The organism is Phenylobacterium sp., from assembly GCF_965284355.1.
In the GTDB taxonomy this organism is placed as follows: Bacteria; Pseudomonadota; Alphaproteobacteria; order Caulobacterales; family Caulobacteraceae; genus Phenylobacterium.
Window position 1 is genome coordinate 4392209 of the sequence record NZ_OZ260078.1, and the last position, 12922, is coordinate 4405130.

The window sequence follows — 12922 nt, forward strand, 5'->3', positions numbered from 1 at the left end:
CTCGCACCCCTCGTTGGCCCTGCGGCCGACGTCTCGATCCCGATTAGGACAGCTAACGTTACTTTCCTCTGAAGCCGCCGCCTCAACCGGCGACCGCAACAGGCTTTCCCAGAATGAGATTTACGGCCGCCGCCAGATCGCGGACGCGATGCTGCGGTTCGCCGGGGAACTTGCCGTCCTTACCGGCGTGGCCTGTTTCGACGAGGATGAAGCTGAGGCCGCAACGCCGCGCCAGCTCCATGTCGGTGGTGGTGTCGCCTATGTACCAGGAACGCGACAGGTCGATGCGCAGCTCCTCGGCGGCCTTGCGGATCATGCCCGGCTCGGGCTTGCGGCATTCGCAGGCGAACTTCAGCTCGGGCACCTCGCCGGGGAAGCCTTTGTCCGGGTGGTGCGGGCAGTAGTAGAGCGCGTCGACATAGGCGTGGTCGGCGGCCAGCAGGGTGTCGAGGCGGTTGTGGATGGCCTGCAGCTCGTCCTCGGTGCAGTCGCCCCGCGCGATCACCGGCTGATTGGTGATGATCACCGAGCGATAGGCGGACCGGTTGATCCGCACCACCGCCTCGCCGACGCCGGGGATCAGGCGCAGGTTCTCGGGCTTGGAGATCAGGCCGACCTCCTCGTTGAGAACGCCGTCGCGGTCCAGGAAGATGGCCGGGGCCAGGTTGCGCAGGGACAGGCCGGCGACCTTGCCGCTGGTGATGTCGCGGCCCGTCTTCACGAGGCGCTCGGGCGTGCCGGCGTCCTTGATGTACTCGGGGCTGCGGTAGCCGTAGAGGCGCAGGCCTTGGGCCACCATCGCGGCGAAGACGTGCTTGCCGAAATCGGGCTTCTCGGGGAGGCCCTGGAGCCCCCGAAGCGCGTCGCGCTCCAGCACATAGAGGCCGGCGTTGACCAGGTTGGGCAGGTCCAGGCCCGGCGGGTGCGGATAGCCGCGGATCTGGGTGACGAAGCCCTGGCGGTCGACTTCGACGATGTCGGAATCGAAGGGATGATCGTTGGGGTGGACCAGCAGGGTCGCGGCGGGGCTGTGCTTTTCGTGGATGGCGACCAGGCGGTCGAGATCCACGTCCAGCACCACGTCGCCGTACATGACGATGAAGCGGTCCTGCAGCTCGCCCATGGCGTCCAGAACGGCGCCGGCGGTGCCGCGCGGGCCGGCTTCGACGACGCAGCGGACGTTCAGGCCCCACTTGGAGCCGTCGCCGCAGTACTCGGCGATCACGTCGGCCTTGTAGCCGCAGAGGATCACGACGTCCGTCATGGCCGAGGCCGCCACCAGCTCGAGCTGGCGGCCGAGCAGGGTGGTCCCGTCGATCGGAGCCAGGGGTTTCGGCAGGTCGCCGGTGATCTCTTTCAGCCGGGTGCCCATGCCCCCGGCCAGGATAACGACCTGGGTCAAGCAAACCCCCGCTGAACAGCCACTTCCGCAATCGCCCGCGCCACGGCCTGCGCCGACGACATCGACGGACGCCAGCCCAACCGGGCCAGCTTTTCGACCGAGTAGGAGAACTTGGGCACGTCGCCCACCCAGCCGCGGTCCCCACCGGTGTAACGGATCCTGGCGCCGGTTTTCGACGCGGCGATGACGCCGGCGGCGATACCGGCCACGTCGAAGCCCTCGTCCTCGGGGCCGATGTTATACAGAGCCCGGGGTTCGTCGGCGTTGTCGACGATATACAGCATGGCCTCGATCAGGTCGGAGGCGTGCAGGTAGGGCTTCTGCTGCTTGCCGTCGCCCAGGACCTCGAGCTCGGTCGGGTCGCGCTTCAGCTTCAGGAACAGGTCGTTGATGACGCCGTGCGTGGCGCGGTCGCCGACCACGTTGGGGAAGCGGAAGATCCAGGCCTGCTTCAGGTGGGACTCGACCGCGGCGCTGATCAGCGCCTCACCGGCGAGCTTCATGGCGCCGTAGTTGGAGATGGGCAGCATCGGCCCATGGGTCTCGACCAGCGGGTCGGGGTGGGCGCCGTAGACGGCCGAGGTGGAGGCGAAGGCGATCTTCGTCGCGCCCGACGCCTTGGCGATCTCGACGGCGCCCCAGGTGGTCATGAAGGTGTCGCGCATGTCGATGCGGGTGTCGGCGACGCCGGCGGCGATGTCGGAGTTGGCGGCCAGGTGCCAGACCATGTCGGCCGGCCCGCACGCGGCGATGGCGGCGGTCAGGGTCGCGGGCTCGGCGCAGTCGCCCTCGATGAGGGTGAAGTCCTTGTGCGGCAGGGCCAGCGCCAGGTTCTCGCGCGTGCCCCGGCTCATGTTGTCGACGCCGACCACCCGGTGGCCGTCGGCGAGGAGGCGGTCGACCAGCTGGCTGCCTATGAAGCCGGCGGCGCCCGTCACAATCATCGTCATTCGCACACACCCTGCTTCGCGACCTGCCCTAAGCAGGTATCCCGTGGGGCGTAAAGAGAACCCCAACGCGCTGCGGGCGCCGCATTGACCCTGCCGGCCCCGTGGGCTTCCTTGCCGGCCCGCTTAAGGACCCCGTAGGGACTGGGCGGGATAACGACTGAGCAGATTCCCAGGGGCCGGCGGCGACCGCATGAAAACGATCCTCCACGTCACATGCGATTTCCCCGACCCGATGGTGGGGGCCAAGACCCGCTCGGTGCAGAACCTGGTGGAGAACACGCCCGAGTACCGCCACGTCGTCTATTCGCTGAACCGCGCCAACTGGAAGACCGGCGTGCATGCGCTGCGCTTCGGCGCCGACCGCACCGCGCTGTCCTATGGCGCGCCGCCCAAGGGCCTGTACCACGCCACGCGCCTGAAGCCGGTCGCCGACTGGATCCTGGCCGACGTGCGCGCCCAGGGCATCCAGCCGGACGTGATCCATGCGCACAAGATGACGGTGGAGGGCCTGATCGCGCTCGACCTGACCAAGGCGCTGGGTGCGCCCTATGTGGTCGACATCTGGGCCGACACCGACCTGAAAATCGCCGGCGCGCGCAAGGACCTGGGTCCGAAGTGGCGACAGGTGTTGGCCGACGCGGCCGCGGTGTTCCCGTGCGCGCCGTGGGCCACCGACAAGTTCGAGGCGGGCTACGGCCTGGATCGGACGAAAGCCACCGTCCTGCCGCCCATCGTCTGGCACGACACGTTCTACGGCGTGTCGAAGCCGGCGGGCGCGCCGCGGTTCGTCAGCCTGTTCAACCTCGACGTCCACAAGCGGAAGAACTTCGAGGGCCTGGTCCAGGCGATCATGGAGGTCGCCAAGACCGTCCCGGACATCACGCTGGACCTTTGGGGCAAGGGCGGGCCCGAGGCGATCAACGAGGTCGCCGGGATCATCGCCGCGGCCGGCGCAGAAAATCGGGTCTTCATGAAGGGGCCGCTGCCCGAGGGCGAATTCGAGAGCATCTTGAATGGCTACGTGGCCTTCGTGATGCCGACGCTGCGCGAGACCTTCGGCATGGTCTTCATCGAGTCGCTCTTCTCGGGCCTCCCGATCCTCTACACCCGTGAATGGAGCGTCGACGGCCTCTTCGAGCATGGCCAGGTGGGCTACGCGTGCCGCAGCCACGACAACGCCGACGTCCAGGCGGCGCTCAAGTACCTGCTGGCCGAGGAAGCGCGCCTGAAGACCGACATCGCCAAGCTGCACGCCGACGGCGGGCTGGATCCGTACAAGCGTGCGGGTGTCGTGGCGACCTACCGGGGCGTGATCGAGAAGGTGACAGGGGGCTAGGCGCCCACCGCGTTGGCCTCGTTCATCTTCTTGACGCGATAGGTGAGGGCCACGATCGCGCCCAGCATCATGAAGACCAGCGGATGGTTGGGCTCGAGCACCAGGACGGACTTCACGACCAGGAAGTTTCCGAGCGCGACGGCTAGCGGCAGCAGCAGGGAAAGCTCTCCCTGCGGGAGATACCGGACGGTCGTCTGTCCGGCGATCCAGATGCCCCGGATGAAGAAACCGAGGTAGAGCAGAAAACCCAGGATGCCGTAGTCCATCAAAAGGACGATGTAGTAGGAATCCAGGGTCCCGCGACCCGCCGGATTGCGGAAGCCGACCTCCGCCGCCGCCCGCCCGATGCCATGACCCAACGGGTGCGACAGGATCTTGGGCCACGCCATCTCCCACTGCACAAACCGGCTCTGGGTGCTCGAAGCCTCGGCGCCGCCACCCCACATGGCGTTGCGCAGGCGTCCGACCACGAAGCTGGCGGCCAGCGCCGCCGCGAAGAAGGCCGGATAGGCAAGGACCAGGGTTGGGCCCAGCAGACTCTGCCGGTCGCTGGTCCAGCGACGGAGGCTCCAGATCAGAGTGTAGAACAGCATCGCGCCCATCAGCGCGACAATGCCGAGGCGGGAGTCGCTGAGGATGATGAGGTAGAGGATCAGAGGCAGGTAGGCAGCGGCTAGAATCCGCACCACCAGATGGCCTCGCGACAGCACGATGTGGAGCGCAAAGGCCGAGCTGAGCCCCAGAAGTTCGGCTAGGCCCAACGGCGATGTCGCAATGCTCTGTACGCGTTTCACCCCGATCGCGGCGCGCGCCAGGCCCGCGAACATCATTTCAAGCAGATCGCTCTCGATCTTGAAGATGCTGGGAATGTGGTCGACCCAGGGAAGCTTATCCAGCGCCTTCTGCCACAAACCGAAGAAGCAGAAGATGTATCCGGCCGAAAGATATAGGTATGTCCACCGCATCCCAAAGGTGGGGATTGTGAAGAGGTAGCAACTGATCACGAATATGGCTGTGTGATTCAGCTGATGGACGATGTATTCATTCAGAGAAAGTGAGAATCTTTCCGTAAATCCCAGCGAAACCGTCTGCATCACCACGAAGGCGAGCGCAAGTTTCCAGATCCAGGGATCCGAACTGAGGATGTCCCATAGCTTCGTGCGAAATCTTGGAGAGATCGAAATGCAGAGCAGCAGGATCAGCACCATCGGGCCGCCGATGATCCTGAGCAGGGTGAGCCACGGCAGATAGGGCAGCGCCACGGCGATGTAGTTCGGCCACAGGATCAGCGCCGTCATGAACGCCAGGAACAACGGTTCCAGCGCGCCCACCGGCGCATACTCCCCATCCGGCAGGACCCAGATCAGCAGCAGCAGCATCAGCGGGATCGGCGCGATGAGCGGCATGATCTTGAAGGGCGCCGCCAACCCGAACATGACGCCCCAGCTGATGCATGTGGCGGCGAGCGCCGCGTAGAGCATGATCTGCTTGTTGCGGGACATGCCCGGTTTGCGATAGCCGGCAATGAGCGCGCCGTCGGCCGGAGCTGTGGGTCTGGGCTCCGCCGTGCGCCGGCCAAAAAGCGCCCGGCGCGGGCGGTCTTCCTTTACCCGCCCCGGCTTCGGCGGTTTGTCCGCCTTGACGACCGCCGCCTTGCTCTTGGCGCGGGCGCTCAACGGGACTTCCTCTCCGTGGCGGAGGTGAACAGCGCGCGCAGTTCGGCGTCGTAGGCGGCGAGCGCGCCCTCGACCACCGCGTGGCCTGCGCGAACCGCTTCTGCCAAGCGGGCGCGATCATCGACGCAGGTCCGCAGGTAGCCCAAGGCTTCCTCCGTGCTCATGCCGGAGACCGGCACGCCGAAATCATAACCCAGCACGCCCTGGAATAGACCCGAGAACTTCCGGCTGTAGGCGATTGGGACCACCGGCACGCCGGCGGAGTAGGCGCCGATGCAGGCGTGCATGCGCCCGGCCACCAGGAAATCCATGCCGGCGATGTAGGACTTGGCCGCGGACGGCGAGGGGAAGTTGGGCGGCCGCACGGCGGCGGGGAACTCGGCGGCCAGACGGTCGGCCACGCGGCCGTCGTCGTCCATCGGCAGCTTGTCGCCCGTGGCATGGGTGATCAGGTGCACCCGCACGCCGGGCCGGGCCAGCATCTCGGTGATGAAGCGGCGCATCAGGTCGGCATAGTCGACCTGCAGCCCGAACTCGTTGCCGCCGGTGTAGCCGCCGTTGAACAGCAGGCCCGAGACGTTGACGCCGATCTCCAGCGGGCCGCCGGCCGCGCGTGCCGGTCGGTCGAAGGGCAGGCGGAACGCCACGTCCACGGCCTGGACCGCCTTGGCGCCCGGCGCCATCTGGCCGATGGCGGCGAACGACTGCGGGTCGCGTGCGACGACGGCGAAGGCGCGCTTCATGGCCCAGCTGGCCAGCGCCGTGTGCGGTTGGCGCTTGAAGGGGCCGATCGTCTGCGGACTGAACAACAGCGGCACGCCGCGCAGCCAGGCCATCGCCTTGGACAGCCAGAGGAAGCCGAAACGCTTGGACGAATAGATGTCGGTGAAGCTGTCGCCCGCGCCGATGTCGAGGATGCAGTCCAGCTTGCCGATGCGCGACCAGTAGCCGGCCGGTGACAACATCGACTTTGTGGTGATTTCGAACGCGTCGATGTCGGGCCCCTCGACATAGGGCTGGTCGAAGTCGTTGGCGAATTCCAGCAGGGTGAAGCGCGGGGTCAGGCCCAGCGCCTCGGCGGCGGCGCGCGCGCACAGGATGTTGCCGACTGTCAGGGCGCCGATGCCCAGGTTGCCCGAGCCGCGGCCGTGCCAGAGAAGTCCGATGCGAATCTCGCGGGGGGCGGCCATCAGTCAGCCAGCAACTGGACGTATTCGATGGTGATCCCGCGCGTGTAGATCGGGCTCAGGAAGTTGCAGAGGAAGGGCCCGGCGCCCTTCACGTGCTTGGGCTCCAGAAGCTTCATGTCGTCGGTGGCGAGGCGGGCGGCCAAGGCGTCGAGGTCGGGCACCTGCAGCGCCACATGGTGGAGCCCGCCGGCGCCCTTGTTGAAGTTGGCAAGCGGGCCTCCGCTGGGCACCACGAATTCGATCGGCGAGGCGCCGCGTGGGGTGGTGAAAATGCACAGCGCCTGCCACTCGGGCACGAAGCCGCGATAGTCTTCCTCAAGCCCCATGAGGGCCATCATGTTGGCCACGTCCTCCTCGTCGGGCATGACGATGCCGACGTGGTGGAGGATCGGATGATCGATTCCAGGGGCCTCAACGGAAGCAATCATCGGGCGGGCGCTCCAGCCAGGTTCTTCGAGACCAATTCGTCGGCCAGCCAGGCCGAGGCCTTGGCCGAGCCGTAGCGGTTCAGGTGGCCGTAGTCGGCGAAATAGGTCGGCTCGCCCGAGAGTGCGTTGGCCGAGAGTATCGGGCCGAAGCTCTCATAGAAGGCGGCGTTCCCTACCGAGCGTGTGTCGCTGTAGATCGGCAGCTGGAGGAAGACGATCCGAACGCCATGGCGCCGCGCGAGATCGCCGAGCCGTCGAGTGAAGGCGCGCTCGACAGCGAATTCGTAGTCGGCGAGGGCATCCGGCAGGACTTGTGGGCTCTGCGAGAGGATCTCGCGCTCTGCGGTGGCGCGCAGGTAGTCCTCGGGGACGATCGCATCGCGCTCGACAATCCGGCCGTCCGGCAGCTCGAAGGTCTTCGTCGTATCGAAGCCCGGACCGGCGTAGTCGGGCGATCGCGTACGGGTGACGCCGAACAACTGCGGGGCCAGCGTCTGAGCCCAGAGCGACATCTGCCGGTAGGGCAGGATGGCCACGTCGTCGGCGTAGCTGAAGTTGATCAGCGTCGGGGCGGAGACGACGTCGCCCACGTCAGCCAGGTTGCGGAACGCGGGGTGGCCACGACGCGGCATCTCCTCGACCACCGACACCACGATGGTTTTCAGCTCGGGGTGGGCCTCTATGAGGCGCTTGGCCACCGCATAGTGGACGTTACGACCCTCCTGGGGCAGCGACACGTTTGCCACCTGAATGTTCTGTCCCGTCAGCGCCTGAAGCCGCGCCTGGAGCTGCGGAGCGCTGACGCCTGCGCCCATGCGCGAGTTGCCGACGATCGCGACATGGATCGGCGTTCGGTCCAGCTCGATGCGCTCGTAGATCCACTGGCTGCGGAACTGGATGGTGTCGCGAAGCTGCTGATAGCGAATGTAGGGATCGTGCGGCAGCAGGGCGGTGAGAACCGACAGCAGCACGAAAACGGCGGCCAAAGCGAGCAGCAGCAGGCCGGCGCGGCCGGGCTCCAGGCCGGGGCGGACGTGGTTGGCGTCGGCTTGAACGGTGTCCATGCGCCGCCCCTAAAAGTTGAAGTAGATGAATTCGGTGGTGCCCCTCGAAATGAAGGCCACGCCGAAGAAGAAGAACGCCGCGCCGATCGCCGTCCACGCGACGGTCGGCTTCCACTCGAGCCGGATCGGGGGAGTGTCGATCTTGGCCCACTTGTCCCACTCGAGCGCGGGTTCGGCCCGCGACATGATCTGCTGGGTGTTCGGGGCCAACGAGACGATCGCATAGCCGACCAGCAGGGCCATCAGGGCGCCGCCGAGGCCGAAGGGGACAGCCGAAACCCAGTCGAAGCCGTCCGCCCGAAGGCCTGTGACCGGCAGCATCGCCGAGAAGAAATCCAGGGTGACGCCGACGTCGGCGGCGCGGAACGGCACCGTTGCGAACACGAACGCCGTCACGGTCAGCAGGCGCGCGAAAACCGTCTGGTAAGCGGGTCTGACCGCGCCTTTCTTGCGCGCCTTGCGGCGAAGGAAGGTCCAGGTCTCGTTGGCGGCCACATAGAAGCCGTGCAGGGCGCCGAAGATCACGAAGTTCCAGCCGGCGCCGTGCCAGACGCCGATGATCAGCATCGACAGGAAGGTCGGGGCCGCGGTCGAAAACGCAAACATGCCGAAGCGGGTCTTCGTACGCTCGGCCGCCAGGCGCGCCATCGGCACCTGGATCGGCTGGAAGATGTAGGTCTGGACGAAGCGGCTGAGGGTCATGTGCCAGCGCCGCCACAGCTCGGACATGTTGTTGGCGCGCAGGGGCGAATGGAAGTTCAGAGGCAGCTGAACCCCGAACATCCGGGCAAGCCCGATCGCCATGTCGGAGTAGCCGGAGAAGTCGAAGTAGATCTGCAGCGTGTAGGAGAAGGCCGCCATCCAGGCCCCCCCGAAGCCCGGCGCCGAGCCCTCGGCGGCGGCGTTGAACACCGGTGACGCATAGAGCGCGAAGGTGTCGGCCAGCACGGTCTTTTTGAAGAGGCCGATGCCGAAGATGGTCAGGCCGATCAGGATGTTGCCGAGCGCGGCGTTCAGCCGGGGGCGCTCCTTCAACTGCGGGGCAAGCTCGGAGTAATGGACGATGGGGCCGGCGATGAGCTGCGGGAAGAACAGCACGAAGGCGGTGTAGTCGCCCACGGAGCCCAGCTGGATGCGGCGCCGGTAGAGGTCGAACAGGAAGGCGATCTTCTGGAAGGTGAAGAACGAAATCGCCAGCGGCAGAACGATCTTCGCGATCTCGACGCTCGTCCCGAAGGCGGCGTTCACGTTGTCGATGAAGAAGTTGAAGTATTTGAAATAGAACAACAATGCGAGATTGAAAATCAATCCCAAGATCACCGCGCCACGCCGCAGGCCGTCGCGCCCGTCAAATCGCCGGATAAAGAGCGCGATGAGGTAGTTCACCGTCATCGAGAACAGCAGCAGCAGCACATACTGCGGCGCCCAGTAGCCGTAGAAAAACAGTGACGCGATCGCGAGGAAGTGCAGGCGCAGCGGCCGGATCGGCGAGGCGCTGATCAGGTAGTAGCCGCCGAGGACGATCGGCAGGTACGCGAAGATGAAGACGATGGAGTTGAAGAGCATCCGCGTCGGCTACCGTTGGCAGGGTGTGTCGAACGCCGTCACGCGGGTTCAGCGATGATGGAGCAGGTGACCGCCGTGCGTTGCTTGAGCGCCCGCGAGAGCGTCACGGCCTGGGTGGTGTGAGACGCGATCTCAAGGACGCGGAAGCCGCCGTCGACCAGCAGCTTCTCCGCCTCGGCCGGGCTCTGCAGCAGGATCAGGTGATCGGGCATTGGCGCGTTCAGCGGCACGTTCACGTAGACCAGTCCGCGCTTGTTGAGCAGCGGCTTGAGCTTGCGCAGCGCGTCCACGGGATCCTCGAGGTGCTCGAGGAGATGGCTGAGGATGATGAGGTCGAAGGTCTCCTGGCCGGCCTCGGCCTTGTGCATGTCCTGCACGGCAAAGCGCGCACGGTCCAAGGCGCCCAGGCGCGCCAGCGCCTCGCGGGTCTGATCGAGCGAGACCTGGCTCAGGTCCCAAGCCACGGCCTCGGCCATGCCGAGGTCGCGCAGCGCCAGGAACAGCAGGAGTCCGTGGCCTGAGCCGACCTCCAGCACACGGCCGCCGGCCTTCACCCGCGCCGCCAAGCGCTGGGAGAAGAAATGGAGGCTGGAAATGTGCATGAACCAAAGCACGTGGCTGTAGAGCAGCCCGTGCATGTAGCGCCGCATGAAGGCCGCGTCGGAATAGACGTTGGCGTTGGTCTCGGCGAAGGTCGAGTAGCGGTAGCGCTCGGTTCGCGCGAACTCGAGTTCCTCGTCGCGGATCTGGTCGCAGAGCCAGCGGTAGTCCTCCGCGTGCTCCCGCACGCCGTCGCCGGCCAGCTCGAGCACCGCGGCGGCCATGCGGTCGCTGGTCTCCAGCAGAGACCCGGTTCGAGGCTCAAGGCTCTTGCTGAGGAAGCCCTCGTGCTCGGGCCACACCTCCAGCACAGCCGTCAGCAGCCGCCCCAGCGCCGGATACCGGGCCGCCACCGTCTCAAGCGCCCCGTCCACCGTGTTCGCCGCGCTCATGCTTCCCCCGCCCGTTGCATTTTCAGACCGCGGCCTTGAGCGGCGCGCGCGCTTCATCGTCGATCGTCATCGGAAGGTCCGGCGACGCGTAGGCCGTCAGATCCAGCTCCCACACCGTTGCGCCGTCCTCGTCGCCGGTCTGGGTGAACCCCAGTTTCGCGTAGTGGTCCCGGACCATCGCGTTCTTGGGGGACGGGATGTAGCGTCCGATCAGCCGCTGGGCGCCATCGGCCTGCGCGGCGCGCGCCAGATGGTCGAGACAGGCCTCCTGGACCCGGCGGCCCAGCACCCGGCAGCTCATCAGCCAGGTGTCGATCTCCCAGGCCTCGCCCTGGCGATCGGCGACCATCACGCAGATGATCCCGTTGTCGCCGAACTTGTCGACCAGGCGCGCCTGGCTGATGTGACGGCGGGGGTCCTGTTCGGCGGCCTCGACCTGGGCCTCGGTGTAGCGCCGGGTGGTCAGGTTGAACTGGTTCGACTTGTTGATCAGCTGCGCCACACGCGGCCGCGAGACAGCGTCCACGGTGCGGATGGTGCAGACCATGTTCAGCGAGGCCAAGTAGCTGTCGAGGTCGCCCGAGGCGCTCACGGCGGCGGCGCGGGCGGCGTTGGCCTGGTACATGCCGGCGCGATCACGGTCGTCCTGGGTGAAGGCGACCGCCTCGAAGTACCCGGCGGCCATCAGCATCCGCGGATAGAGCGCGGGCTCTTCAGGCAGTTCGGGCACGCCCACCAGCGGCAGCTCGCGGCGCACCTGCTCGCGCTCGGCCGGGTTGTCATCCAGGAACACCAGCGCATCGATGCCGATGTTCAGGGTCTCGGCGATGGCGCGCAGGTTGGCGGCCTTGTCGGTCCAGTTGGCCTGGAAGACGGCGATGTGGTCCTCCTTGAGCATCATCTCGGGATGCTCGCGGAAGGGCAGGAGTGCGGCGGCCTCCTCGTTCTTGGAGCAGACGGCCAGGACGACGCCGCGGCGGCGCAGTTCCAGGGCGGTCTGCTGGATCGCCAGGAAGGCCTCGCCGGCCGCCGAGCCCTGGCCCAGCGCGATGCCGGCCACGCCGTCGTCGCCGATGACGCCGCCCCAGAGGGTGTTGTCGAGGTCGAGCACCAGGCACTTCTTCGCCCGGCCGCGCAGTGCGGCGACGGTGCGCGCGACGAGATCGCCGTAGACGGGAGCCATCTCAGGCGCGAAGGGCAGCTTCGAGGCGTTCCAGTGACCGGGCGCGTCCCACCGCTCGAGGCCGATCGACTGGGCAAGGCGGGCGATGTCCAGCAGGACAACCTGGCCAGAGGACGCCCACTCGGCGAGCCGGCGGTTGAACGCCTCGACCATGGCGTAGCTGGACGTGGGCTCGACGCGGTCGAAGCTGCCGAACAGGGGCTCAAGCGGCGGCGCGACCGTCTGTACGAGAATTGCAGCGGACACTGCCGGCTTCAGGCCATCGACCACGAGCCGAAGCTGACCCAGGGCCGCCTCCACGCGTTGCCCGGCGTCCTCGATGGAGTCTGCGGCGCGGTGCAGGCCCAGGCCTCGGACGTCTGAGGCGACGACCAGCATGTCCAGACCCGCGCTGTGCAGCGGGTTGGAAGGATCCATGGCCTGCTGCACGGCGCTTCCGTAAGCGCCTTCTACGACGTCGATCAGGAGACCGTGGCGTAGACCCGACCCGGCGATCACCGGCGCCAGAAGCGAGAGCGTCCCGTCGCCGATCAGGCCCAGCTGGACCTTGGCGAACGATGCGGGCGGCGATCCGCCGGCCAAGACTTCGCGGGCCAGGCGGGCGGCCTGACCCAACTGGTTCTCGTCGAGGGCGGCCGTAGCCATTCCCACAACGCGTTCAAAGAAGGCCTCGCCCGGGGCGGCCGCCTCGGCGCGAAACGCCTTTACGCGGTCGCGGAAGTCAGCCGGAGGGCGCGGAAGCCAGGCCAGGTCCGAAAGCATTTGCGCTCCGATTGAGCCGGCCGTCAGGCCGCCTTCTTAGCTTCGATGAGGGTCACGAGGTCCCCGACCGTCTTGAGCCCTTCAATCTCGGAATTCTTGAACTTGAAGCCGAACTTACGTTCGACGGCGACCACCAGACGCACGTGGCTCAGGCTGTCCCACTCCTCGATGTCCTCCGCTGTCGTAGCCGTCGTAAGGTCGAGCTCATCGATGTCGAACACGTCGATCATGATCTCGCGGAGGTCATGCAGGATGGCGTCTGAGGACATCGTGTTCACCGTCGTACTCTTGAGTGGGCCGAGCCGCGGAGGCGGCGGCGTGAATCGCCGGAGTAAGTCGCACTTGTAAAGTTACCGTTTCAACTGCGGCGATG

11 protein-coding genes are annotated in these 12922 nt (G+C 66.6%); 1 reads left to right on the forward strand and 10 read right to left on the reverse strand.

All coding sequences use genetic code 11. From position 1 onward, the window contains the following. Window positions 1-82 precede the first annotated feature (82 nt). Both ACQ66R_RS21540 and ACQ66R_RS21545 read right to left on the reverse strand, forming a co-directional pair. Window positions 83-1402, reverse strand: coding sequence for an HAD-IIIA family hydrolase (locus ACQ66R_RS21540; RefSeq protein WP_430425410.1), 1320 nt, complete (start codon window positions 1400-1402; stop codon window positions 83-85). Next, the gene (locus ACQ66R_RS21545) at window positions 1399-2352 is read right to left on the reverse strand and encodes an NAD-dependent epimerase/dehydratase family protein (protein WP_430425412.1); all 954 of its coding nucleotides are present in this window, start codon (window positions 2350-2352) and stop codon (window positions 1399-1401) included. The genes ACQ66R_RS21540 and ACQ66R_RS21545 overlap by 4 nt, the downstream gene beginning before the upstream one ends. Window positions 2353-2542: 190 nt before the next feature. On the opposite strand from ACQ66R_RS21545, the gene ACQ66R_RS21550 reads away from it, so the two are divergent. Then, on the forward strand, window positions 2543-3688 hold the full coding sequence (locus tag ACQ66R_RS21550) for a glycosyltransferase family 4 protein (protein WP_430425414.1): 1146 nt from the start codon (window positions 2543-2545) through the stop codon (window positions 3686-3688). On the opposite strand, the gene ACQ66R_RS21555 is transcribed toward ACQ66R_RS21550, so the two are convergent. The 8 genes from ACQ66R_RS21555 to ACQ66R_RS21590 all read right to left on the reverse strand — a co-directional run bounded on the left by ACQ66R_RS21555 (window position 3685) and on the right by ACQ66R_RS21590 (window position 12818). Beyond that, window positions 3685-5364: an O-antigen ligase family protein gene (locus ACQ66R_RS21555; protein ID WP_430425416.1), complete on the reverse strand. Its 1680-nt coding sequence runs from the start codon at window positions 5362-5364 to the stop codon at window positions 3685-3687. The two genes, ACQ66R_RS21550 and ACQ66R_RS21555, sit on opposite strands and share 4 nt — an antisense overlap. After that, a complete protein-coding gene (locus tag ACQ66R_RS21560; RefSeq protein ID WP_430425418.1) occupies window positions 5361-6554 on the reverse strand; it encodes a polysaccharide pyruvyl transferase family protein in 1194 nt (397 codons plus the stop codon). Before ACQ66R_RS21560 ends, ACQ66R_RS21555 begins: the two co-directional genes overlap by 4 nt. Continuing rightward, the gene (locus ACQ66R_RS21565) at window positions 6554-6982 is read right to left on the reverse strand and encodes a VOC family protein (RefSeq protein WP_430425419.1); all 429 of its coding nucleotides are present in this window, start codon (window positions 6980-6982) and stop codon (window positions 6554-6556) included. The genes ACQ66R_RS21560 and ACQ66R_RS21565 overlap by 1 nt, the downstream gene beginning before the upstream one ends. Beyond that, the gene (locus ACQ66R_RS21570) at window positions 6979-8046 is read right to left on the reverse strand and encodes a hypothetical protein (protein ID WP_430425421.1); all 1068 of its coding nucleotides are present in this window, start codon (window positions 8044-8046) and stop codon (window positions 6979-6981) included. The genes ACQ66R_RS21565 and ACQ66R_RS21570 overlap by 4 nt, the downstream gene beginning before the upstream one ends. Before the next feature lie 9 nt (window positions 8047-8055). Next, complete coding sequence (locus tag ACQ66R_RS21575) at window positions 8056-9612, reverse strand: MBOAT family O-acyltransferase (protein ID WP_430425422.1); 1557 nt, start codon at window positions 9610-9612, stop codon at window positions 8056-8058. Window positions 9613-9650: 38 nt separating this feature from the next. Continuing rightward, a complete protein-coding gene (locus tag ACQ66R_RS21580; RefSeq protein ID WP_430425424.1) occupies window positions 9651-10604 on the reverse strand; it encodes a class I SAM-dependent methyltransferase in 954 nt (317 codons plus the stop codon). A gap of 22 nt (window positions 10605-10626) precedes the next feature. After that, window positions 10627-12432: an HAD-IIIC family phosphatase gene (locus tag ACQ66R_RS21585; RefSeq protein WP_430425426.1), complete on the reverse strand. Its 1806-nt coding sequence runs from the start codon at window positions 12430-12432 to the stop codon at window positions 10627-10629. Window positions 12433-12572: 140 nt separating this feature from the next. Then, window positions 12573-12818 carry an acyl carrier protein gene (locus tag ACQ66R_RS21590; RefSeq protein WP_430426380.1) on the reverse strand — a complete coding sequence of 82 codons (246 nt, stop codon included), beginning with the start codon at window positions 12816-12818 and terminating at the stop codon, window positions 12573-12575. Window positions 12819-12922 lie beyond the last annotated feature (104 nt).